Raw genomic sequence first — 21,203 nt, 5'->3', positions numbered from 1 at the left:
GATCCCGTGATCGTTAAGGAACGGTTCACCGCCGGGGCAGCTCGCTGGCCCCCACGCGGTCCCTCGCCCACTCGTTGAACGGCCGAAGCTGCCGCCACGCCTTTCGTACGCGATCGAGGCATTCCCGCTGGTGCAGCGTGTCGTCCGGGTCCCAGACGCGCACGGCGTAGAGCGAGCGGTGCCGCAGCAGGTCGAGGCGGGGATGGTCGGCGTCGAACCCTCTCGGCTTGGTCTTCATGCGGTCGCCCGCGATCTCCCAGCCCGCCCTGCGCAGCTTCCCGAGGATCGTGGCCAGCGCCGCTCCGTGGATCTCGGTGTCGACGGCCTGCCGGAACCGGGCGAGCTGGTCGGGGGCGAGGTGGAAACAGCCGCCGCCGACCCGCAGCCCGTCGGGTCCCACCTCGACGTAGTAGGCCCCGCCGCCCCGGCCCTGCTCGATCACCGCGCCGCAGTGGGTCTTGTACGGGCTCTTGTCCTTGGCGAACCGGACGTCGCGGTAGGGCCGGAACACCTTGCCCTCGCCGAACCCGGCGCCGAACTCGGGCGCCAGCTCGGCGAGCAGCGCCTCCATCGGGGCGCGCACGTCGGCCTTGTACGTCTCCAGGTTCGCGTCCCAGTACGTCTTGGAGTTGTCGACCACCAGGCCGTCGTAGAAGTCGATGGCGTACTCGCCGAAACCCCCGAACCGCATGGGGCCAACCCTAGAACTCGGCTTCTGAGGTGCTCGAACAGGTCGTCCACCAACCGCGCCTGCGCGGTCTACGCAGCGGCACCCAGCTCGGGGAGGTCGTCGCCGTGCCGGCGGCCGAAGACGAGCTTGAACCGCTCCGGGTGCGCGCGGGCCCAGCCGGCATAGTGGCGCGTCGCCGCGCGGGACGTTCCCGGCCGACCTCGCGCCACCCTCGTCGAGCAGCCGGGCGGCGGCGTCGACGAGCGCCTCGCGGGTTCGGTGTGGCATCGGGCGATCGTGGCCGGGCTACAGTGACGCGATGGAGGGCAAGCGCAAGGCCGCGACCCACGACGAGTACATCGACGGGCTGCCCGAGCCGCGTCGTGCTGACGTGCGCGCACTCCACGAGCTCGTCCGGGCCGCCGCGCCGGAACTGGTGCCCACGATGGCGTTCGGCATGCCCGGCTACGGCACCTACCACTACCGCTACGCCTCCGGCCGGGAAGGCGACTGGGCGCTGGTGTCCATCGCGAGCAACAAGAACTACATCTCGTTCTACATCACCGCCGTGACCGGTGACGGCTACCTCGCGGAGTCCTACCGGGACCGGCTGCCCAAGGCCTCGATCGGCAAGAGCTGCATCCGTTTCAAGCGACTGTCCGATGTGGACAGCGGAGTGCTGGCCGAGATCGTCCGGAGGGCCGCCGCCGATCCGCCGTACCCGCTGACGGGCGACTGAGACCCGTCAGCGGTCCGCGTCCGCTCAGCCGAAGAAGACCTCGGCCTCGGCGTAGCGCTCGGGCGGCACCGTCTTGAGCTCGGCGGTCGCCTCGGCGAGCTTGACGCGCACGATGTCGGTGCCACGCAAGGCCACCATCACGCCGAAGTCTCCGTCGGCGACGGCGTCCACCGCGTGCAGGCCGAAGCGCGTGGCGAGCACGCGGTCGTACGCCGTGGGCGTCCCGCCCCGCTGAACGTGCCCGAGCACGACGGCGCGCGACTCCTTGCCGGTGCGCTCGGCGATCTCCTCGGCGAGCCACGTGCCGACACCGCCGAGCCGGACGTGCCCGAAGGCGTCCTTCTCGCCGCTCTGCAGCACTTCCCCCCCGCCCTCGGGCAGCGCGCCCTCGGCGACGACGATGATCGGCGCGTACTCGCGCTCGAACCGGCGCTCCACCCACCGCACGACCTGGTCGACCGAGAACGGCCGCTCCGGCATGAGTATCACGCTCGCGCCGCCGGCAAGACCGGAATGCAGGGCGATCCAGCCGGCGTGGCGGCCCATGACCTCGACGACGAGCGCGCGGTGGTGCGACTCGGCGGTGGTGTGCAGGCGATCGATCGCCTCGGTCGCGATGTGCACGGCGGTGTCGAAGCCGAACGTGTAGTCGGTGGCGCCGAGGTCGTTGTCGATCGTCTTGGGCACGCCGACGACGTTGACGCCCTCGTCGGTGAGCCGCTTCGCGACGCCGAGGGTGTCCTCGCCGCCGATCGCGACGAGCGCGTCCACGCCCTGCTCGGCGAGCACCGCCTTGATACGCTCGGTGCCGTTCTCCTCCTTGTACGGGTTGGTCCGCGAGGAGCCGAGGATCGTGCCGCCCCGGGTGAGGATGCCCTCGACGTCGTCGCGGCCCAGCGGCCGGCCCTCCCCGGTGAGCGGTCCCCGCCACCCGTTGCGGAAGCCGACGAACTCCCAGCCGTGCACGTCGATGCCCTTGAGCACGACCGCACGGATGACCGCGTTGAGCCCGGGGCAATCCCCGCCGCCGGTCAGCACACCGACTCGCATCAGTTCAAACCTCCGCGTTCGTCCTGCGTTTGTTCTGCGTCACACTTTGCGCGGCCAGCCTAGCGGCACGGGTCTTGATCGGTGCAGGTGCGTCGGTCGTCTGTTACAGTCACGGCCGTGCAGCGCTATTTCTGGTTTAGCAGGCCGGCCCCGGGTGGGTCGGTCGGCGACGCCGTGCGCTGACCACAACCACCTCGAGCCGGACGCCAAGCCGGCTCGGGACGCGGGACGGCTTGCGGAAAGGAAGCCTCCCGATGTCACTCACCGCAGCTCCCGCGGACACCACCGACCCGCTTCAGCAGCTGGACGCGCAGCGGACCACGCACGTCAGCCCGCTGCTGTCGCCCGCCCTGCTGCGCGAGGAGCACCCGATGGACGCCGCGGTCGCCAAGACCGTCGCGCAGGGCCGTGCCGACACCGTCGACATCCTCGACGGCCGCGACGACCGGCTGCTCGTCGTGGCGGGGCCGTGCTCCGTGCACGACCCCGACGCCGCGCTCGACTACGCCCGCAGGCTGGCCGAGCACGCCGAGAAGGTCCGCGACCAGCTGCACATCGTGATGCGGGTGTACTTCGAGAAGCCGAGGACCACGCTGGGCTGGAAGGGCCTCATCAACGACCCCGATCTCGACGGCAGCTTCGCGGTGAACAAGGGCCTGCGCCTGGCCCGGCAGCTGCTGCTCGACGTCTCCGCGCTGGGACTTCCCGTGGGCTGCGAGTTCCTCGACCCGATCACGCCGCAGTTCATCTCCGACACCGTGAGCTGGGGCTCGATCGGCGCGCGGACCGCGGCCAGCCAGGTGCACCGCCAGCTGTGCAGCGCGCTGTCGATGCCGGTGGGGATCAAGAACTCGACCGAGGGCGACGTGCAGGTCGCCGTCGACGCCACACGCGCGGCCGCGGCGAGCCACGTGTTCCCCGGCATCAACTCCGACGGGCTGGCGGCGCTGTTCACCACGGCGGGCAACCCGGACTGCCACGTCATCCTGCGCGGCAGCAGCGCGGGCCCGAACCACGACGCCGAGACCGTCGCCGACACGCTCGCCCGCCTGCGCAAGGCCGGCCTGCCCGAGCGGGTGCTCATCGACGCCAGCCACGGCAACAGCGGCAAGGACCACCACCGGCAGGCCGGTGTGGTGAGCGAGCTGGCCGGGCGGATCGGCGCCGGGGAACGCGGGATCACCGGGCTGATGCTGGAGAGCTTCCTCGAGGGCGGGCGCCAGGACCTCACCCTCGGCAAGGCGGACGAGCTGGCCTACGGGCAGAGCATCACCGACGCCTGCGTCGACTGGGACACGACGGCGACCCTCCTCGACGACCTCGCCGCCGCCGTCCGAGCCCGCTGACCAACGGGCCCCCAAGGCCACCTTCGTTGCGTTGAACGCAACAAAGGTGGCCTTGGGGGCGGTCAGGCGGCGGGGAAGCCCTTGCGGCGGCGGACCTCCTCGATGACGCGCCAGCGTTCGAGGTTGTGCCGCGCGTCGGCGAGCGCGTCGTGCGCGTCCGCGGGCGGCGAGGGCAGCCGCGGCTTGCCGACGTCCTCCCAGCGCTGCCGGAGATCGCGGGTGAACCGGGGCAGCTGCCGGGGCAAGGCGGGCATCGGTCCCCACAGCTGGGCGAGCGCCACGTGGTCGTACGCGGCGAACCACGCCCACAGCTCGATGCCGCCGGGCGGGGAGCCGAGGAACTCGAGCAGGTCGGTACGGATGCGCTCCCGGCTCCGCCAGGCCGGGTCGCCAGGCGAGGGCAGCTTGTCGAGCACGTTCTCCCGCACCCACGGACCGGCCTTGCCGGGGTCGAACTCGGTGGACACGGCGTAGAACTCACGGCCGGAGGTGTCCACGACACCGATCGACACCAGGTCGATCGTCACGCCGTCCTCGATGAACTCGGTGTCGTAGAAGAATCGCACCGCAGCACGGTACTCGACCGCTCAGCCTGCCTTGCTCTGCGGGAGCCGGGCGGCGTCACGGGCGTCGGGCTGCAGCGGGACCGCGGGCCGCACCCCGGCGGCCTCGGCGGCGAGCAGTTCCTTGGCCTTCGCGGCGTAGATGTCCACGTACTCCTGACCCGACAGCTCCATGAGCGCGTACATGATCTCGTCGGTGATCGAGCGCTCGACGAAGCGGTCGCCGGAGAGGCCCTCGTAGCGGGAGAAGTCCAGCGGCTTGCCGAAGCGGATCTCCAGCCTGCGCGGCCGCCACATCTTCGAGCCGATGGGGTTCACGGACTCGGTGCCGACCATCGCGACCGGGATCACCGGCACGCGCGCCTCCAGCGCGATGCGCGCGACACCCGTCTTGCCCTTGTAGAGCCTGGCGTCCGGGGACCGCGTGCCCTCCGGGTAGATGCCAAGCAGGCGGCCCTCCCGCAGCAGCCGGATCGCCGTGTCGAGCGCGGCCTGCGCCGCCGAGCCGCCGGAGCGGTCGATCGGGAACTGGCCGACGCCGGTGAAGAACCACTTCTTGAACCTGCCCTTGAGCCCGGGCTCGGTGAAGTACTCCTGCTTGGCGGGGAACGTGACGCGGCGGGAAACGTAGAGCGGCATGAAGAACGAGTCGGCGACCGCGAGGTGATTGCTCGCCAGAATCGCGCCGCCGGTCTCGGGGATGTTCTCCAGGCCGGTGACCTTGGTCGGCCAGAAGAGCCGCAGCAGCGGCCCGAGCAGCACGTACTTCATGAGGCGATACAGCACCGCGTCAAGCCCTCCTCCACGAAACCCGGCCGCTCTGCAGCCTACGAACCCGCGCTGGCGAGGCACAACAGCGGACACCCGCTTGCTCGATCCCCGCGACAGATCTCACAGCCAGGCCGGTGCCCCACAGCCGCCGCCGCGCGTGCGAACATGGGACCACGAAGCTCGACGGGAGGGCGATCGGGCATGCCTGTGCTCGCCGGCGCGGAGCCGTTCTCGCACACCGACTCGACCGAGGTCGGCGTGCTCCTGTGCCACGGTTTCACCGGCTCCCCGGCGAGCATGCGTCCCTGGTGCGAGTATCTCGCGGAGCAGGGCTTCACCGTCCGCTGCCCCCTGCTGCCGGGGCACGGGACCACGTGGCAGGAGTGCAACCGCACCCGCTGGCCCGACTGGTACGGCTGTGTCGACGCCGAGCTCACCGAACTCACGGGGATCTGCGAGTCGGTGTTCGTGTTCGGCCTGTCGATGGGCGGCACGCTCGCGCTGCGGCTGGCCCAGCAGCGCGGCGACGCCGTGGCGGGGCTCGCGCTCGTCAACCCGTCCGTGCTGACGTTGCGGAAGGACGCGAGGCTGCTGCCCCTGCTGGCGCGGGTGCTGCCCTCGGTCAAGGGGCTCGGTGGCGACATCGCGAAGCCGGGCGTCACCGAGCTGGCGTACGCGCGCACGCCCGTGAAGGCGACGGAGAGCCTGAGCCGGCTGTGGAAGATCGTGCGGCAGGACCTGCCCAGGGTGACCCAGCCGCTTCTCCTCATGCACTCGGTCGTTGACCACATCGTGGAGCCGGTGAACTCGAGGGTCATCGCCGAGGGGGTGCGCAGCACCGAATTCGAGGAGGTGCTGCTGCGCGACAGCTACCACGTGGCGACGCTCGACAACGACGCCCCGTTGATCTTCGAACGCAGCGCCGAGTTCGTACGGACGGTCAGGCAGGTGGGTGCCCGGTGAACAGAGCTGGTGGCTCCGACGGCCCGGAGGACGTGGACGCGACCTTCGAGGAGATCATCGCGGACCTGCGCGCCGAGGGCTTCGGCGTGGAGGCCGTGAGCGACCCCGAACCCGAACGCAGAGACTCCCGGCAGGCGACCGAGGCCGATCCCCGGCCGGAGTCAAAGCCGGAGCCCGAGCCACGCCGTCCCGCCACGGAGGATCCCGCGCCCGCGGGCACGGGCTGGCGCGACAGCGGCTCGCACTGGGACGAGACCATGCTCGGTCCCGACCCGGCCGGCGACGACGACGACGAGCACTACGTCCCGCCGGAGCCGCCGCCGCTGCCGAGACCGCGCAAGGGCGCGTTCGTGGTGCTGCTGTTCTTCGTGGTGGGCCTGCTGCTACTCATCGCTCCCCAGCTCATCGGGCTGACGAGCACGCTGGGCACGCCGCTCGGCATGCTCGCACTGGCCACCGGCATCGCGTTGCTGCTGCTGCGCGTGAAGCAGGGCCCGCCCGACGGGGCCGACCCGTCCAACGGCGCCCAGGTCTAGTAGTCGCGAATCCGCGACGCTCGACGGAGGGCTCAGGTCCCCACGAAGCGCTACACCGCGCAGGTGTCGAGCAGGGTCCACAGCGCCGAGGGGCCGATCACCCCGGCGCCTTCCGCGCGAACCCGGTCCCTCAGCAGCCGGTCGGCGGTCACCACCAGGACATGGTCACGGGGCCGATCGCGCAGCAACGCCGCCGTGGTCGCCACGATCGCGCTGTCGCCGTCGTGCTCGGCGGAGACGACCTCCACCGCGTCGACCGCAGCCGTCTGCCTCGCCTGGCCTTCCACGACCAGCACGATCCTGGGCCACCAGACCCACAGGCCGTCGTGGTCCAGATCGAGGTCGGTGGCCTCGACGCCGGAGCTGCCCAGCAGGGCGAGCCGGTCGCGCAGGCGCCCGGCCGCGGCGGCCCGGTCGCGCCACCAGCCGTCTGGACGGGCGCCCATCACGTTGGCGGCGTCGACCACGAGCACGAGCTCGCGGTCGAGCTGAGCGCGCAGGCTCGGCCAGGCGGCGGCGAAGTTGCGGTGCAGCGGGTAGCGCTCAACGTCGTCGGGGTCGACCCAGTCCAGCGCCGTGCTCTCGGCGTTGGCGACCCGGGGCCGCACCGAGCCGTGCACCGTGGCGAGCACCGTCGTGTAGCGCCACGTGCCGTGGTCCTCGGCACGTGCGGAGAGCACCCGCACGGAGCCGGCGGGCACGGCGGTCTCCTCCTCGGTCTCCCTGGTCGCCGCCTGCGCGGGCGTCTCGTCGGAGCGGATCGCCCCGCCCGGCAGCGCCCAGGTCTCGCCGTGGTGGGTCCAGCCCGCGCGGTGCTGGAGCAGCACACCACGCCGCGGGTCGGTCAGCAGCAGACCGGCGGCGCCGTGGAGCCCCCAGTGCCGCTCCCCGCACACACAGCTGACGAACCCGTCGCCGTCACCGAGCAGCATTCCGCCAGCCTAGTCATACGGGCCGGCGCTTTCCTCCCTCGCGAGGGTCGCGGACCCGACGATCGCGGCCTCGTCGCCGAGCTGGGCCGTCCTGATCCGGGCGAGCGGGCGGTGCCCCGCGCCCGTGACGGCGTGCGCGTAGTGCTCCCGCGCCTCGTCGAGGAACAGCGGAGCCGACTGGGAAACCCCGCCGCCGATCACGATCACCTCGGGGTCGTAGACGTCGGCGACGAGCGCCAGGCCCTCCCCCAGCCAGCGGGCGAGCTCCGCCATCGCGAGCTGCGCCACCGGGTCGCCGTCGCGCGCGGCTCCCGCGACCCTCCGGCCCGTGACCGATCCGGGGTCCCCGGCGATCTCCCTCGCCAGCACGGTGGAACGGCCGGGGTGGCGGGCGAGGAACTCGATCGCCGTCGCCGCGAGCGCGGTGCCGCTGCAGTAACGCTCCCAGCACCCGTACTTGCCGCACGAGCACGGCCTGCCGCCCGGCACCACGCACAGGTGCCCCAGCTCGGGCGCGACGCCGTGGGCGCCCCGGAAGATCCGGCCGTCGAGCAGCAGCCCCGCGCCGATCCCGGTACCGAGCGCCACGAGCGTCACCACACGTGCGCCGCGCGCGGCGCCGAAGCGGTGCTCGCCGAGGGTCGCCGCGTTGGCGTCGTGTTCGAGGGTCACGGGCAGCCCGACACGCTTGGCGATGCGGTCGCCGACGGGGGCCGCGCGCCAGGCGAGGTGCGGCGCGAACAGCACGCCGCGACGGTCCGGCCGCACGAACGCCGCGACCGCGAGCCCGACCGCGCCCACCTCGTGCCGGTTGCGCAGCTCCTCGATCACCGAGGTGACGGCGTCCTCCAGCGCCACCTCACCGCTGGGCGTGCCCGTCCGCGCGGTGTCCAGCAGGGCGCCCTGCTCGTCCACGACCCCGGCCCGCACGCTCGTGCCTCCGACGTCGACGCCGATCGCCAGCATCCGGAACTCCTACTGCTCCCACTGCTCGCGCTGGCGCACGGCCACACGCTGGACGCGGACCGCGCCGTCACCGGGCGGCTCCGGCCTGGGCTCGGGCTGGAAGCCGGGCATGTGCACGCCCTCCTGCGGCTGCCAGCGATCCGCGAGCACGGCGCGCAGCAGTGCCACGAGCTGCGCGGCCTGCTCCAGCACGCGGGCGGCCAGCTCGGGCCGCTCACCACGCACCACGGCCACGACCGCGCACAGCGGGCACCACGTGCAGCCGCCCTGCCCGCCGGGGTGCTCGCCCCGCTCTCCCTGCTCGGCGTCTCCGTGCCCGGCGGCGATCACGCTCTCCAGCCACGGGGCGGCTCGGTCGATGACCAGGTCGACGAGCAGCCGGATCTCCTCGGCAAGGCGGGCGCCTTCGTCGTTGCCCGTCATTCAGGTCCTTCCAGGTGCACCAGCAGCCCTCGGGAGTCGGACTCGGCGTCGGCGATGCGGCACTGCCGCAGCGCCTCGGGCAGTGCGACGAGCCGCCGGAAGCCGTCCACGGTGATGGCCAGGTCGTCGTCGATCCGGGCCAGGTCGACGACGGTGTCCCTGGTGAGCGGCAGCGCCACCCGCAGTGAGTACCCCGTGTCCGTCTCCGACACCGTCAGCAGCGGCGCGAGGCCGTCCCCCGCGCCGGCGAGCGGCGTGGCGTCGCCGTAGAGCTCGTGGGCGATCTCGCGCAGTGCCGCAAGTCCCACCGGCTCGGCGGCGCGGTGCTCCACCGAGCGCAGCATGCCCTCGCCGAGCACGGAGCGCGCCAGCTCGGCGAGCACCTCCTCCTGCTGTGCCCTGCGCGTACGCAGCCACGACGCCGCGCCACCGCGCCACAGCCCGGGAGCGGGCATCAGCCGGTTGGCGATCAACCCGTCGACGCGGATGCCGCGCAGCGCGAGCGAGGTCAGAGTCCTGCGGGTCTCGGCCACCACCACGCGCTCGGGCGTGAGCACGAGCCGCACGCTGGTGACCGTCGGATCGGTGAGCAGCGTGCGCAGCGACTCCAGGTGGGTGGCGAGCCGCTCGACCGACCTGGCGAGCCCGGACAGCCGCGTCTTCCAGCCGTACATCCGCGTGAGGTACCCGGAGACCGCCTCGGGAAGCGCGAGCAGCCGCAGTGTCTCCGCCGTCGGTCCGCAGTCGACGATCACGGCCTCCCACGGCCCCGTCTCGGCGAGCCGCCGCACCTCGGTGAGCGCGAGCAGCTCGTCGACGCCGGGCAGCACGGTCAGCTCCTCGGCGTCGAGGCTGTCGAGGCCCGCGCCGGTGACGAGTGCGGAACGCAGCTGCGCCCGCAGGGTCTGCCAGGTGCTGTCCACGAGCGACCGGGAGTCGATCTGCGCGGCGTGCAGGCACGTGTCCACCTCGGCGGGCTCGCCGCTCAGCGGGCCGCCGAAGGCGTCGCCGAGCGAGTGAGCGGGATCGGTGGAGACGACGAGCGTCTTGCTGCCCCGGCCCGCCAGCGCGGCGGCGGTCGCCGCCGCGAGGGTCGTCTTGCCGACGCCCCCCTTGCCCGTGAACAGCAGGACCCGCACGCTACCCCTTGCCCTCGGCGCGGCGCTTCAGCTCCTTGAGCGCCGTGTCCATGATCATTTTCTCGGCCTTGCGGCGCAGCAGGCCGATCATGGGCAGCACCAGCTCGACGGAGAGCGTGTAGGTGACCTTGGTGCGCTCACCGTGGGGCTCCAGCAGGTAACGCCCGTTCTGGGCCTTCTGCATCTGCCCCTTCACGAGGTGCCAGCTCACCGAGAGGCCGTCGGCCGCCCAGTCGTACTCGAGCGTGTAGACGTCCTTCACCGGGCCGGAGTCGAGCGTGAACCTGACCTGCTTGGCGCGGCCTTCGTCATCGGTGGCGAGGACCTCGGTCTCGCGGACGGCCTTGGCCCACTCCGGGTACGCGGGAAGGTCGGCGATGACCGCCATGATCTCCGCTGGCGCGGCGTCGACCTCGATGGACTGCGTGGACTGCTCGGCCATGGGCGTCAGCGTAGCGGTACGCCGGGCTACCAGCGCAGCACGTACGGGCGCGCCGTGTGCTTGAAATGGCCGACGTTGCGGCATTCGGTGCGCCCGGCGCGGGACCGGGCGGCGAGCGGCTGGTGGACGTGCCCGAACAGCGACCATCTCGGCTGCTCCGCCGTGATCAGGCCGAGCAGCGCGCCGGAGCCGAGTTCCGCGCGGCGGGCGACGACGTCGTAGGTGAGCTCCGGCAGCGCGGGCGGGATGTGGCTGCACAGTACGTCGATGCCGCGCAGCTCGGCGGCGGCCTTGTCGAACTCCTCGGGCGTGCGCAGGTAGGGCCGCCAGATCCCGTTGCGGCGGGGCACGACGCCGTCGGGCAGCAGCGCCCCGCCGATGAAGCCGAAGCGCAGCCCGCCGATCTCCACGACCTCACCGTCGGTGAGATGGATCCCCGGCCCGGCGAACTCCGGCCACAGCGCTGGCGCGTCGACGTTGCCGGGCACCGCGTAGGTGGGAGCGGTCATGGCGCCGAACAGCTCGGCGTACTGCTCGCGGATCGCCTCGTCCACGGCGCTCGCGGGATCGTCGAGGCTCGCCCACAGCGACCGGGAGAACGCGACCGTCTCGTCGCGGGTGCCCTCGCGCCGAAGCCTGGCGAACGTGCGCACGTTGTCGGCGCCGAAGAGCGCGCCGAGGATTCCCTTGCCGTGGTCGTGGTAGTCGACGAAGTCGATCAGATCGCCGAGCACGACGAGAGCGTCGGCGCCGTCACCGGCGCGGGCGAGTGCCTCCGCGTTGCCGTGCACGTCGGAAACGACATGAACCCGCACGTCGACAGCCTACCGAGCGGCGGGAGCGCGGGGCGGCACGCCCGGCTCGCGACCGTCCTCGAGCAGCTGCTTGAGTTCCAGCGCGATCGCCTTCGCGGCCCGTGCCCTGCGGTCGAACTCCCGGCGCAGCTCCCGGGGGCGCAACCGGGCGGGACTCGCGGGGGTCGCCCTGAGGAAATAGTGCAGCAGCGTGCCGTCCAGCACGGGCTCCAGCCACACCTCCATGGTGCCGACGAGCGCACCGCGCACCGTCCAGCGGAGGCCGGCGTCGCCGCGGTCGGTGTAAACTTCGAGCACCAGGTCGGGCCAGTATCTCGACCACGAGCGGGGGTCGGCGAACGCCGCGGCGACCGTGCTCGGGGGCACCGCGAGGAACGTTTCGTCAACGATGTCCAGCGCGGGCGCGGTATCGGATGCCAACACGGGTGCAGAATGACATGCTCACCCGATCACCGGGACCCGCCCATGGTCAAACGGACATATTGGGGCTAAGTTGACCGGCGAGTAACACAGTGGGACACGGAGGTTCACGTGCGCGAGTACAGCGCCCCCGCCAGCCGGACCGTCGCCGACGACGAGAACGCCTCGGACGTCGTGTGGGCCAACGCGGAGCGGTTCGGCGAAACCGTGAGTTTTCGGCGCCAGGTCGACGGCTCGTGGCGCGACGTCACCGCGCGCGAGTTCGCGGCCGAGGCGCTGGCCGTCGCCAAGGGCCTGATCAAGGCCGGGCTCAAGCAGGGCGACCGCGTGGGGCTGATGTCGAAGACCCGCTACGAGTGGACCCTGATCGACTTCGCGATCTGGGCCGCCGGTGGGGTCACGGTCCCCATCTACGAGACCTCCTCCGCGGAACAGGTCCACTGGATCCTCTCCGACTCGGGCGCCAAGGCGGTGTTCGTCGAGACGGCCGAGCACGGCAAGACGCTGGGCGAGGTGCGCGGCAGGCTGCCGGAGCTCGACCACGCCTGGCAGATCGAGGGCGACAAGCCCGCGGTCGGCGAGCTGAGCTCGCTCGGCGCCGACGTGTCCGACGACGACGTGCACACCCGCCGCCGCTCCGTTCGCGTCGACGACGTCGCCACCATCGTGTACACGTCGGGCACCACGGGCAGGCCCAAGGGCGTCACGCTGACCCACCGCAACCTGCTGGCCGAGGTCCGCGCCGACATCGCCGCGTTCCCGCAGCTGATGGGCGCGGGCAACTCGCTGCTGCTGTTCCTGCCGCTGGCCCACATCCTGGCGCGCGCCATCGCCCTGACGGCCTTCACCTCCCGGGCCACGCTCGGGCACACCGCCGACATCAAGGACCTTGTCGCCGACCTCGGCACGTTCCGGCCGACGTTCGTGGTGGCCGTGCCGCGTGTGTTCGAGAAGGTCTACAACGGCGCGAAGCTCAAGGCCCACTCCGAGGGCAAGGGCAAGATCTTCGACGCCGCCGAGGCCACCGCCGTCGCCTACAGCGAGGCGAGGGACGCGGGCGGTGCCGGCCTGGGGCTGAAGATCAAGCACGCGGTGTTCGACAAGCTGGTCTACACCAAGCTGCGGGCGGCGCTGGGCGGCCGGTGCGTCGCCGCCGTCTCCGGCGGCGCCCCGCTCGGCACCCGGCTCGCGCACTTCTTCCGCGGCATCGGCGTGCCGGTGTTCGAGGGCTACGGCCTCACCGAGACCAGCGCGGCCGCCAACGTCAACACCGAGGACGCGTTCAAGGTCGGCACGGTCGGCAGGCCGGTCGCGGGCACCTCGGTGCGGATCGCCGACGACGGCGAGGTGCTGCTCAAGGGCGACATCGTGTTCGGCTCCTACTGGAACAACGAGCAGGCCACCGCCGAGTCGCTCGAGGACGGCTGGTTCCACACCGGCGACCTGGGCGAGCTCGACGACGAGGGCTTCCTCAAGATCACCGGGCGCAAGAAGGAGATCATCGTCACGGCGGGCGGCAAGAACGTCGCGCCGTCGGCGCTCGAGGACACGCTCAAGGCCAACCCGCTGATCAGCCAGGCCATGGTGGTCGGTGACCAGCGCCCGTTCATCGGCGTGCTGGTGACGATCGACGAGGAGTTCTTCCCGGCCTGGAAGTCGCAGCACGGCAAGCCCGAGGGCGCTTCGGTGTCCGACCTCGCCGACGACCCGGACCTGAAGGCGGCCGTGCAGGCGGCGGTGGACGAGGCGAACAAGCTCGTGTCGCACGCGGAGTCGATCAAGAAGTTCACGATCCTGCCCAACGACTTCACCGAGGCGGGCGGGGAGATCACGCCGAGCCTGAAGCTCAAGCGCAACGTGGTGAGCAAGAACTACGCCGCCGCGATCGACTCCCTCTACGCCAAGTAAGCCCTACTGCAGTGAAGGCCACCATCACTGCGTTGAACGCAGTGATGGTGGCCTTCACTGCGGTTGGGGTCACTCCGGGAGGGTGGCCTCGATGCCGGCGAGGATCCGGTCGAGGGCGCGTTCGAAACGGCTCTCCGCGTCCTGGTGGGGCGCCTTGGCCTCGGCGATCAGGCGGGCGAAGTACGGGTACTCGCCGCTCTCGATGACCGACTCGACGTAGGGCGCCATCGCCCGGTGCACCTCCTCGTCGTCGGCGTCGCCGAAGAACTCGCGGGTCGCCAGTTCGCTCTGCACGTAGCCGTCGACCCAGGTGTTGACCAGTGCGATGGTCTCGAACATGTCGTCGATGCCGAGGCCGAGACCGTCCAGGATGGACATCGAGCGCTCGAAGCCGCGCAGCATGTTCGGTCCCATCGCGGGCCTGCCCGACCACACGCGGGGCAACCACGGGTGCGCGAGCAGCGCCCGCCGCTGCCCACGCGCGATGTCGCCGAGGTCTCGCTTCCAGTCGCCGCTGGGCTCGGGCCACTCCTCCCTGCCGAATATCCGGTCGGCCATCAGCTCGACGAGCGCCTCCTTGTTCGCGACGTACCGGTACAGGCTCATCGCCCCGGTGCCGAGGCGCGCGGCGACCTTGCGCATCGTGACCGCGGCCAGCCCCTCCTCGTCGGCGATCTCGATGGCCGCGTCGGCGATCTGGTCCCGGCTGTAGGCGGGTGCGGGTCCACGCGTGCGCCGCTGCTGGTCGCCCCACACGCGGACCAAAGCCGACAGCCGTGCCTCGCCCGTGCCTGCCACCCGTTCTCCTTCGGCGAAACTCAGTTGCGTACGTCGTACTCGGTTGGCTACCTTTGTACTGCGTACATCGTACTCACTTCAGGGGTCTTCATGGGGAAACACACGGGTGACGCCGTCGTCGTCGCCGAGGGACTACGCAAGAGATTCGGGCAGACGCAGGCACTCGACGGGCTCGATCTGACCGTGCCCGCCGGGCAGGTCTACGGGCTGCTCGGCCCGAACGGGGCCGGCAAGAGCACGTCGGTGCGCGTCTTCGCCACGCTCACCAGGCCCGACGAGGGCCGGGCCACCGTGGCCGGCCACGACGTGGTGCGCGAGGCCGGCGCCGTCCGCCGTGAGATCGGACTGGCCGGGCAGCACGCGGCGCTCGACGAGCAGCTCACGGGACGGGAGAACCTGCGCATCTTCGGCAGGCTCTTCCACCTCGGCACCAAGCGAGCCAGGGAGCGGGCCGACGAGCTGCTCGAGCGCTTCGACCTCGCCCACGCGGCCGACCGGCTGGTCAAGACCTACTCGGGCGGGATGCGCCGCAGGCTCGACCTCATCTCGAGCCTGATCGTCTCTCCCACCGTCCTGTTCCTCGACGAGCCGACGACGGGCCTGGACCCGCGCAGCCGCAACGAGATCTGGGACACCGTCCGCGACCTCGTCGGACAGGGCACCACGGTGCTGCTCACCACGCAGTACCTCGACGAGGCCGACCAGCTGGCCCACAACATCGCCGTGATCGACACCGGCAAGGTGATCGCGTCGGGCACTCCCGACGAGCTCAAGGCGCGGATCGGGGGCCGGATCGACGTGACCGTGGGCGATGCCGCCGAGATCGCCGAAGCCGCGCGGGCGCTCGCCGTGCTCGCCGGCACCGGCGCCGAGCCCGACATCGACGCCGACCGCGGGCTGCTGAGCGTGCCGGTGGGCGCCGACTCACTGGCGCTGCCCGACATCGTGCGGCAGCTCGACCAGGCCGGGGTGAAGGCGGTGGACGTCGGCATCCGCAAGCCGACGCTCGACGAGGTGTTCCTGACCCTCACCGGCAAACCCACCACCACGACCCCCGAGGAGACGGCCCGATGACCGCGCCCGCGACCGCGTCCCCGTTGCGCACCGGGCTCTCCGACGGCCTCGCCGTCATGAGCCGTAACCTGCTCAAGCTCAAGCACCAGCCAGGTCAGATCGCCGCGACGTTCGCCTTCCCGCTCGTCTCGGTGGTGCTGTTCGGCTACGTCTTCGGCAGCGCCATCCCCATTCCCGGCGGCGGGAACTACCGCGAGTACCTCATGCCCGGCCTGTTCGTGATGAGCACCGTGTTCGGCGTGATGGGCGCCCTGACGGTGATCGCCAAGGACAACGGGCTGGGCGTCATGGACCGCTACCGCTCCATGCCGATGGCCCGCTCCGCCGTCCCGTTCGGACAGACAGCGGCCGATCTGGTGATCGCGGCGGGCAGCCTCGTCATCATGGCGGCGTGCGGCCTGCTGTTCGGCTGGCGGGCACACAACGGCATCGGCGCGACGCTCGCCGGGTTCGGGCTGCTCCTGCTGCTGCAGTACGCCGTGTCGTGGCTCGGCGTGTTCCTCGGCTCGCTGGCGAAGAACGAGGAGACCGCGGCGAGGATCGGCCCGCTGATCATGCCGGTCACGATGATCTCCAACATCTTCGTGCCCACCGATGGCATGCCGGCCATCCTGCAGGCGATCGCCGACTGGAACCCCGTGAGCGCGGCGACGGCGGCCTGCCGTCAGCTGTTCGGCAATCCCGGGCTGCCCGTCGGCGACGTCGCGTGGCCCATCGCCAACCCGGTGCTCGCCACCGTCGGCTGGTGCGTGCTGCTGCTGGCGGTGTTCGTCCCGCTGTCGATCCGCCGCTTCCGCACCGCGGGACTGTAGGGATTCGGGAACGGCCCGGCATTCCTCGGGGATGCCGGGCCGTTCCCTTCGTTCAGCCGGACTGGATCAGGGGCACGACCGGAGCCTGCTCGTCCGACAGCGGCAACTGGTAGCGCTGCGCCAGGTACGAGGCGATCTCGTGGAACAACGGCGCCGCCGAGGAGCCCTCCGGCAACGTCGTGTCGGGCGCGTCGAGCCGGATGCCCACCACGAACCGGGGGTCGTCGGCGGGCAGCATGCCGGCGAAGGTGATGTTGTAGAGGTGGTTGCTGTAGGCGCCCGTCTCGGGGTCCACCTGCTGGCCCGTGCCGGTCTTACCGGAGATCTGGTAGCCCTCCAGCGCCGCCTGCGGAGCGGTGCCCCGGTGGTAGGTGTCGCCGTCCTGCGTCACCGCCCGGAGCATGTCCTTGACCGTGTTGGCGGTCTCGGTGCTCACCACCCGCGACGACTTCGGCTTCGGCTCGGGCACCCGCGTGCCGTCCGGCGTGATCTTCGCGCTCACGATCCTCGGCTCCACGCGCACGCCGCCGTTCGCGATCGCCTGATACATGCTCGCCATCTGCACGACGGTCATCGACAGGCCCTGTCCGATCGGCAGGTTGCCGAACGTCGTGCCCGACCACTGGCTGCGCGGCGGCACGTAACCGGGGCTCTCGCCGGGCAGGCCGATGCCGGTGCGCTGGCCGAGCCCGAACTTCCGCAGCATGTCCAGGTACCGGTCCGGCCCGAGTTCCTCGGCGAGCATGAGCGTGCCGACGTTGGACGACTTCGCGAAGATGCCGGTGGCCGTGAACGGCTGGGTCCCGTGGTCCCACGCGTCGTGTACGACATGGTCGGCGACCTCGATCGAGCCCGGGACCTGCAAGACCGAGTCCGGCTCCACGATGCCGTGTTCGATGGCCGCCGCCGCGGTGACGATCTTGTTCACCGAGCCCGGTTCGAACGGGGTGGTGACCGCGGTGTTGTTCATCAGCTCCGGGTCGAGCGAACCCGCGTTCGGATCCAGCGTCTTGTCGTTGGCGAGCGCGTAGACCTCGCCGGTTTTGGCGTCCATGACGATCGCGCTGCCGCCCTGCGCGTCGGAGGCCCGGACGTACTCCGCGAGCTTGTTCTGCAGGTCGTACTGCAGGTCGGAGTCGATCGTCAGCTCCAGGTCCGAGCCCGGGGTGGCCGGCTGCAGATCCCGTTCGGTGCCGGGGATCACGACGTTGTCGTTGCCCTGCGCGGTGTCGACGATCTGCCGCCCCGGCGTGCCGGCCAGGTCGCTGTCGCGCATGTTCTCCAGGCCGGATAGTCCGTGGATGTTGTGCTTGGACACGTCCGGGTCGTCGGTGCGCCAGTTCGCGTAACCGACGAGGTTCGAGGCCAGCTCTCCTCCGGGGTACTCCCGCTTCGCCCGCTTCTCGTAGCCGATCTCCGGGTACTTCGCCTTGATCTCGTCGGCGATCGACGGCTCGACGCCGTCGACGAGATAGGTGAAGCTGGCGTCCTTGTGGAAGTCGGCCAGCAGCTCGGACTCGGTGGTCTTGTCCGGCAGCTTGGCGGCGATGAACTTCGCGATCTCGGCGACCCGCGTGCGGTAGTTCTCGCCCGACTCGGGGTTCTCGCGCGCGAACTCGTCCCACGTCTTGCGCATCAGCCGCAGGTTCGCCCACAGCATGCGCGTCTCCACGCTGAACGCCAGCTCCTGCCCATTGCGGTCCACAATGGACCCACGCTGGGCCGGGATGTCGATGGTGGTCGTGCGCTGCCGCTCCGCCTTCGCCGACAGTGCCTCGGCCTGGAAACCCTGCACCTGCACGAGCTTGAGGCCCGCCGCCACGAGCAGGACGACCAGGAAGATCCGGCCGACGACGAAGCGCCCTCGGTTACCGCCGTCGATAACGGGCGCGCCCCCTCTGCGCGCCCTGGCCGAGTAGGTGCGGCGCGTGCCGCCCCTACGGGCTCCTCCTCGCGATCGTGCCTGACCTGGCATCAATCCCCTCCGGTCGTCGCCTGCTCCTCCTGCGGCTAGCCGGCCGCGGCGTTCTCCGCCTGCCCGCCGGTGCCCTGGTCCTGCCCTGCCTGCTGGTCCCGGCCCTCGTCCGGGCTCTGCCCCTGCTGCCCCTGCTGCCCTTGCTGGCCCGGCCGCGGACCGGCGGAGGCCGGGTCGGGTTCCGGCTCGGGTTCCGGGGCGGGGGGCGGCGCGGGCGCGGTGGCCTTGGTGGGCTCGCCGACGACGCGGATCGAGCCGTCCTCGTTCACGACGATGCGCGCCGGGTTGCCGCCGGGCACCATGCCGAGCGCCTTGGCACGCTCGGCGAGCGAGGACGGCGACTCCGCGCTCGCCACCTCACGCTGTAGCTGCTCCGAGTACTCGGCGAGGTTGGCGTTGCCCTGCCGCAGCTCCTCGAGCCGGTAGGAGTCGGCGATGGCCTGTGTGGACAGTCCCAGCGTGGTCGCCACACCCGCGGCCATCAGCGCCATCAGCAGCAGCACGAAGGACGCGCGCGAACGCGGCCAGCGCAGGCGCAGCCGCGGGCGCGGCCCGCCATCCTCGGGGGCGGCCTCACGCCGCAACTCCCGTGCTCGCTGGGCGCGCCGCGCGTAGGCGCGCTCAGCCGCCGAACTGCGCCGCCTCGGCGCGCCGCCGACCTCGGGAGCCTCGGGGACCGCCGTCGTGGTGGCGCGCATGCGCTGCCGGGTACGGGACGCGGACTGGGTGCGTGTGCGTGTACGTGTGCGTGCCGGCGCGGTCATCAGGCATCCGCTCCAATCCGTTCGGCGGCGCGCAGCCGCACCGAGGCCGCTCGCGCGTTGTGTTCGATCTCCCGCTCGTCGGCCTTCTCGGCACCGCGAGTCAGCAGGCGCAGCTCGGGGCCGTGGCCAGGCAGCTCCACCGGGAGACCCTCCGGCGTGCGCGAGGACGCCTTCTCCGCGAACGCGCGCTTCACGATGCGGTCCTCCAGCGAGTGATAGGACTCGACGACGATCCGCCCGCCGGGCGCGAGCGCGTCGATCGCCGAGGGCACGGCGGCCCTCAGCGTGTCCAGCTCGCCGTTGACCTCGATGCGCAGCGCCTGGAACGTGCGCTTGGCGGGATGCCCTCCCGTGCGCCTGCTCGGCGCGGGCACGGTGTCGTAGAGCAGCCGGACGAGCCGTTCGCTGCGCTCGAACGGCTCCTTCTCCCGCTCCGCGATCACGGCCTTGGCGATGCGGTGGGCGAAGCGCTCCTCGCCGTAGTCGCGCAGGATCCGCGTGAGGTCGGCGAGCGGGTAGGTGTTGAGCACGTCGGCGGCGGTGCGCCCGGACGTCGGGTCCATGCGCATGTCGAGCGGCGCGTCGCGCGCGTACGCGAACCCCCGTTCGGCGAGGTCGAGCTGCATCGAGGACACCCCCAGGTCCATCAGTACACCGTCCACATGCGACAGCCCGTGCTCCTCGAGGACCTCCGGCAGCCGGTCGTAGACGGCGTGGACGAACTTCACGCGGTCGCCGTGCCGGGCGAGCCGCTCGCGAGAGCGCTCGAGTGCGTTGGGATCGCGGTCCAGCCCGATCAGGCGCAGCGCCGGATGGGCCGTCAGCAGCGCGTCGGCGTGCCCACCGAGCCCGAGCGTCGTGTCGACGAGCACGGCCTCGCGGTCGGAGAGCGCGGGCTCGAACAGCTCGAGGACGCGGTCGAGCAGGACGGGGAGGTGCGCGGTGCCGTCGTTCACGGGCCCCGCCCCCTTTCGCCTCACCCGCCCCGTTGTCCTCGTCCGGTGCGGATGCCGTCAGGTTGCGGACCTGATACCGGGGAAGGTGCATCAGGGCCGCAGCCTGACGGCATCCGCGCCGGAACTCCCTCGTTCCGCCGGCACGGCCGGGGATACCCGCACCTGGAGACCACGCGGGTGTCCGGCCTGCCGCCGCTAGAACACGCCGGGCAGGATCTCCTCCTGCGCCTTGGCGTAGCTGTCCTCGTGCTCCTCCAGGTAGCCCTGCCACGCTTGGGCGTCCCAGATCTCCAGCCTGGTGATCGCGCCGATCACCACGCATACCTTGTTGAGCCCGGCATAGCGCCGGAGCTCGGACGCGATCGCGATGCGCCCCTGCCCGTCAGGGCGTTGCTCGTCGGTGCCCGCGAACAGATACCGCTGGTAGGCACGCACCGACTCGTTCGTGAAAGGCGCCTCGGCCACCTTGCGGGCCATCTGCTCGAACTCCGCGCGCGGGAAGACGTACAGGCAATGATCCTGTCCCTTGGTGATCATCAGCCCACCCGCCAGCGCGTCACGGAACTTCGCGGGCAGCGTGAGCCGCCCCTTGTCGTCCAGCTTCGGGGTGTGGGTGCCGAGGAACATCGGCCACCACCTCCCCTACCGACCAGCGCCGAACCCACGTGCCCGCGGATTCCGCCGAGATCGGCCACGAGGCTTCCCTTCCGCCCCACTGGCCACCACCGTACCCCACTTTTCACCACAGTCAACGCCGAAACAGCTCGATCGTGGACTTTCACGCGGCGTTTACGCAGGTCACTGCGGTGGGGCCCGAGTGGGGTGCGGTGGGGGGAGATCGCCGCCGCGGGTGAGGGAACACGTGTGCCGCGACCCCGTCAATGCCCTCGAGAGCCCGCCCGTGGCGGAAAGTGGGGGCGGTGGGGAGCAGTGGTGGAGGGAGGTGGGTGACGTCCTCGCATCGGGCAGAGTCCGCAGACACCGCGCCGGAGAATGGCCACGGCCAGGTTCACCGTCCGTAGCATCCCGCCACGTTACGGAGTGCCCATCCGCCCCGAGGGGCCACGGGGCAGGACTGCTGCCCAGCTCATCGGCAGCCCTCTGCGCCGCGGCACTGGCCATGACCGCCTGCGCGCCGGGC

At 71.4% G+C, this 21,203-nt stretch carries 23 protein-coding genes; 7 read left to right on the top strand and 16 right to left on the bottom strand.

Annotation, left to right across the window (positions count from 1 at the left end):
• Positions 1-25: 25 nt before the first annotated feature.
• Positions 26-691 carry a DUF2461 domain-containing protein gene (locus DI005_RS26520; RefSeq protein ID WP_113643978.1) on the bottom strand — a complete coding sequence of 222 codons (666 nt, stop codon included), beginning with the start codon at positions 689-691 and terminating at the stop codon, positions 26-28.
• 298 nt (positions 692-989) lie between these two features.
• On the opposite strand from DI005_RS26520, the gene DI005_RS26515 reads away from it, so the two are divergent.
• The gene (locus DI005_RS26515; RefSeq protein WP_113643977.1) at positions 990-1,409 is read left to right on the top strand and encodes an iron chaperone; all 420 of its coding nucleotides are present in this window, start codon (positions 990-992) and stop codon (positions 1,407-1,409) included.
• A 24-nt stretch (positions 1,410-1,433) separates the two neighbouring features.
• Here DI005_RS26515 and DI005_RS26510 read toward each other — a convergent pair whose 3' ends face one another.
• Positions 1,434-2,459, bottom strand: a complete 1,026-nt coding sequence (locus tag DI005_RS26510; RefSeq protein ID WP_113643976.1) for a 6-phosphofructokinase — start codon at positions 2,457-2,459, stop codon at positions 1,434-1,436.
• A gap of 254 nt (positions 2,460-2,713) precedes the next feature.
• Here DI005_RS26510 and DI005_RS26505 point away from each other — a divergent pair, with 254 nt between their 5' ends.
• Complete coding sequence (locus DI005_RS26505) at positions 2,714-3,805, top strand: 3-deoxy-7-phosphoheptulonate synthase (RefSeq protein ID WP_113643975.1); 1,092 nt, start codon at positions 2,714-2,716, stop codon at positions 3,803-3,805.
• Between the two features lie 62 nt (positions 3,806-3,867).
• On the opposite strand, the gene DI005_RS26500 is transcribed toward DI005_RS26505, so the two are convergent.
• Both DI005_RS26500 and DI005_RS26495 read right to left on the bottom strand, forming a co-directional pair.
• Complete coding sequence (locus DI005_RS26500) at positions 3,868-4,371, bottom strand: polyadenylate-specific 3'-exoribonuclease AS (protein ID WP_112267136.1); 504 nt, start codon at positions 4,369-4,371, stop codon at positions 3,868-3,870.
• Between the two features lie 21 nt (positions 4,372-4,392).
• Complete coding sequence (locus tag DI005_RS26495; protein WP_112267138.1) at positions 4,393-5,154, bottom strand: 1-acyl-sn-glycerol-3-phosphate acyltransferase; 762 nt, start codon at positions 5,152-5,154, stop codon at positions 4,393-4,395.
• A gap of 186 nt (positions 5,155-5,340) precedes the next feature.
• Between DI005_RS26495 and DI005_RS26490 the strand changes: the two genes are divergently transcribed.
• Both DI005_RS26490 and DI005_RS26485 read left to right on the top strand, forming a co-directional pair.
• Entirely contained in the window at positions 5,341-6,102 is a 762-nt protein-coding gene (locus DI005_RS26490; protein ID WP_113643974.1) for a carboxylesterase, read from the top strand.
• The gene (locus DI005_RS26485) at positions 6,099-6,638 is read left to right on the top strand and encodes a hypothetical protein (RefSeq protein ID WP_113643973.1); all 540 of its coding nucleotides are present in this window, start codon (positions 6,099-6,101) and stop codon (positions 6,636-6,638) included. The genes DI005_RS26490 and DI005_RS26485 overlap by 4 nt, the downstream gene beginning before the upstream one ends.
• Positions 6,639-6,688: 50 nt before the next feature.
• Here DI005_RS26485 and DI005_RS26480 read toward each other — a convergent pair whose 3' ends face one another.
• The 7 genes from DI005_RS26480 to DI005_RS26450 are packed head-to-tail and all read right to left on the bottom strand — an operon-like array spanning position 6,689 to position 11,778.
• A complete protein-coding gene (locus DI005_RS26480) occupies positions 6,689-7,570 on the bottom strand; it encodes an NUDIX domain-containing protein (RefSeq protein ID WP_113643972.1) in 882 nt (293 codons plus the stop codon).
• A gap of 9 nt (positions 7,571-7,579) precedes the next feature.
• A complete protein-coding gene (locus DI005_RS26475) occupies positions 7,580-8,536 on the bottom strand; it encodes an ROK family glucokinase (RefSeq protein ID WP_113643971.1) in 957 nt (318 codons plus the stop codon).
• Between the two features lie 9 nt (positions 8,537-8,545).
• On the bottom strand, positions 8,546-8,959 hold the full coding sequence (locus DI005_RS26470; RefSeq protein WP_112267148.1) for a hypothetical protein: 414 nt from the start codon (positions 8,957-8,959) through the stop codon (positions 8,546-8,548).
• Entirely contained in the window at positions 8,956-10,098 is a 1,143-nt protein-coding gene (locus DI005_RS26465) for an ArsA family ATPase (protein WP_113643970.1), read from the bottom strand. The genes DI005_RS26470 and DI005_RS26465 overlap by 4 nt, the downstream gene beginning before the upstream one ends.
• 1 nt (position 10,099) lies before the next feature.
• On the bottom strand, positions 10,100-10,540 hold the full coding sequence (locus DI005_RS26460; protein WP_113643969.1) for an SRPBCC family protein: 441 nt from the start codon (positions 10,538-10,540) through the stop codon (positions 10,100-10,102).
• A gap of 26 nt (positions 10,541-10,566) precedes the next feature.
• The gene (locus DI005_RS26455; RefSeq protein ID WP_113643968.1) at positions 10,567-11,355 is read right to left on the bottom strand and encodes a metallophosphoesterase; all 789 of its coding nucleotides are present in this window, start codon (positions 11,353-11,355) and stop codon (positions 10,567-10,569) included.
• A 9-nt stretch (positions 11,356-11,364) separates the two neighbouring features.
• Positions 11,365-11,778 carry a polyketide cyclase / dehydrase and lipid transport gene (locus tag DI005_RS26450; RefSeq protein ID WP_199543228.1) on the bottom strand — a complete coding sequence of 138 codons (414 nt, stop codon included), beginning with the start codon at positions 11,776-11,778 and terminating at the stop codon, positions 11,365-11,367.
• Between the two features lie 108 nt (positions 11,779-11,886).
• Between DI005_RS26450 and DI005_RS26445 the strand changes: the two genes are divergently transcribed.
• The gene (locus tag DI005_RS26445; protein WP_113643967.1) at positions 11,887-13,683 is read left to right on the top strand and encodes a long-chain fatty acid--CoA ligase; all 1,797 of its coding nucleotides are present in this window, start codon (positions 11,887-11,889) and stop codon (positions 13,681-13,683) included.
• A gap of 69 nt (positions 13,684-13,752) precedes the next feature.
• On the opposite strand, the gene DI005_RS26440 is transcribed toward DI005_RS26445, so the two are convergent.
• Positions 13,753-14,481: a TetR/AcrR family transcriptional regulator gene (locus DI005_RS26440; RefSeq protein WP_112267158.1), complete on the bottom strand. Its 729-nt coding sequence runs from the start codon at positions 14,479-14,481 to the stop codon at positions 13,753-13,755.
• 90 nt (positions 14,482-14,571) lie between these two features.
• Between DI005_RS26440 and DI005_RS26435 the strand changes: the two genes are divergently transcribed.
• Together DI005_RS26435 and DI005_RS26430 are read left to right on the top strand one after the other, a co-directional pair.
• Positions 14,572-15,555 carry an ATP-binding cassette domain-containing protein gene (locus tag DI005_RS26435; protein WP_113643966.1) on the top strand — a complete coding sequence of 328 codons (984 nt, stop codon included), beginning with the start codon at positions 14,572-14,574 and terminating at the stop codon, positions 15,553-15,555.
• The gene (locus tag DI005_RS26430; protein WP_112267162.1) at positions 15,552-16,367 is read left to right on the top strand and encodes an ABC transporter permease; all 816 of its coding nucleotides are present in this window, start codon (positions 15,552-15,554) and stop codon (positions 16,365-16,367) included. Before DI005_RS26435 ends, DI005_RS26430 begins: the two co-directional genes overlap by 4 nt.
• A gap of 52 nt (positions 16,368-16,419) precedes the next feature.
• Here the strand turns inward: DI005_RS26430 and DI005_RS26425 are convergent, their stop codons facing one another.
• The 4 genes from DI005_RS26425 to mraZ form a co-directional block, all read right to left on the bottom strand.
• Complete coding sequence (locus DI005_RS26425; RefSeq protein WP_113643965.1) at positions 16,420-18,342, bottom strand: penicillin-binding protein 2; 1,923 nt, start codon at positions 18,340-18,342, stop codon at positions 16,420-16,422.
• 35 nt (positions 18,343-18,377) lie between these two features.
• On the bottom strand, positions 18,378-19,106 hold the full coding sequence (locus DI005_RS26420) for a hypothetical protein (protein WP_113643964.1): 729 nt from the start codon (positions 19,104-19,106) through the stop codon (positions 18,378-18,380).
• Positions 19,106-20,062 carry a 16S rRNA (cytosine(1402)-N(4))-methyltransferase RsmH gene (gene rsmH, locus DI005_RS26415; RefSeq protein WP_113643963.1) on the bottom strand — a complete coding sequence of 319 codons (957 nt, stop codon included), beginning with the start codon at positions 20,060-20,062 and terminating at the stop codon, positions 19,106-19,108. The genes DI005_RS26420 and rsmH overlap by 1 nt, the downstream gene beginning before the upstream one ends.
• A gap of 195 nt (positions 20,063-20,257) precedes the next feature.
• Complete coding sequence (gene mraZ / locus DI005_RS26410; protein WP_113643962.1) at positions 20,258-20,689, bottom strand: division/cell wall cluster transcriptional repressor MraZ; 432 nt, start codon at positions 20,687-20,689, stop codon at positions 20,258-20,260.
• Positions 20,690-21,203 lie beyond the last annotated feature (514 nt).

Origin of the sequence: Prauserella sp. PE36, assembly GCF_003311655.1 — a bacterium.
GTDB classification, from domain to species: domain Bacteria; phylum Actinomycetota; class Actinomycetes; order Mycobacteriales; family Pseudonocardiaceae; genus Prauserella_A; species Prauserella_A endophytica.
The sequence above is the reverse complement of the archived record's forward strand: the minus strand, read 5'-3'. Positions and strand labels throughout refer to the sequence as shown.

What these genes read in the sequence shown, in the direction of transcription:
- DI005_RS26420 (WP_113643964.1), bottom strand. Translation starts at nt 19,106, where the DNA reads ATGACCGCGCCGGCACGCACACGTACACGCACACGCACCCAGTCCGCG.
- DI005_RS26475 (WP_113643971.1), bottom strand. Translation starts at nt 8,536, where the DNA reads ATGCTGGCGATCGGCGTCGACGTCGGAGGCACGAGCGTGCGGGCCGGG.
- mraZ (WP_113643962.1), bottom strand. Translation starts at nt 20,689, where the DNA reads ATGTTCCTCGGCACCCACACCCCGAAGCTGGACGACAAGGGGCGGCTC.
- DI005_RS26425 (WP_113643965.1), bottom strand. Translation starts at nt 18,342, where the DNA reads ATGCCAGGTCAGGCACGATCGCGAGGAGGAGCCCGTAGGGGCGGCACG.
- DI005_RS26435 (WP_113643966.1), top strand. Translation starts at nt 14,572, where the DNA reads ATGGGGAAACACACGGGTGACGCCGTCGTCGTCGCCGAGGGACTACGC.
- DI005_RS26520 (WP_113643978.1), bottom strand. Translation starts at nt 691, where the DNA reads ATGCGGTTCGGGGGTTTCGGCGAGTACGCCATCGACTTCTACGACGGC.
- DI005_RS26490 (WP_113643974.1), top strand. Translation starts at nt 5,341, where the DNA reads ATGCCTGTGCTCGCCGGCGCGGAGCCGTTCTCGCACACCGACTCGACC.
- DI005_RS26460 (WP_113643969.1), bottom strand. Translation starts at nt 10,540, where the DNA reads ATGGCCGAGCAGTCCACGCAGTCCATCGAGGTCGACGCCGCGCCAGCG.
- DI005_RS26515 (WP_113643977.1), top strand. Translation starts at nt 990, where the DNA reads ATGGAGGGCAAGCGCAAGGCCGCGACCCACGACGAGTACATCGACGGG.
- DI005_RS26430 (WP_112267162.1), top strand. Translation starts at nt 15,552, where the DNA reads ATGACCGCGCCCGCGACCGCGTCCCCGTTGCGCACCGGGCTCTCCGAC.
- DI005_RS26470 (WP_112267148.1), bottom strand. Translation starts at nt 8,959, where the DNA reads ATGACGGGCAACGACGAAGGCGCCCGCCTTGCCGAGGAGATCCGGCTG.
- DI005_RS26510 (WP_113643976.1), bottom strand. Translation starts at nt 2,459, where the DNA reads ATGCGAGTCGGTGTGCTGACCGGCGGCGGGGATTGCCCCGGGCTCAAC.
- DI005_RS26505 (WP_113643975.1), top strand. Translation starts at nt 2,714, where the DNA reads ATGTCACTCACCGCAGCTCCCGCGGACACCACCGACCCGCTTCAGCAG.
- DI005_RS26480 (WP_113643972.1), bottom strand. Translation starts at nt 7,570, where the DNA reads ATGCTGCTCGGTGACGGCGACGGGTTCGTCAGCTGTGTGTGCGGGGAG.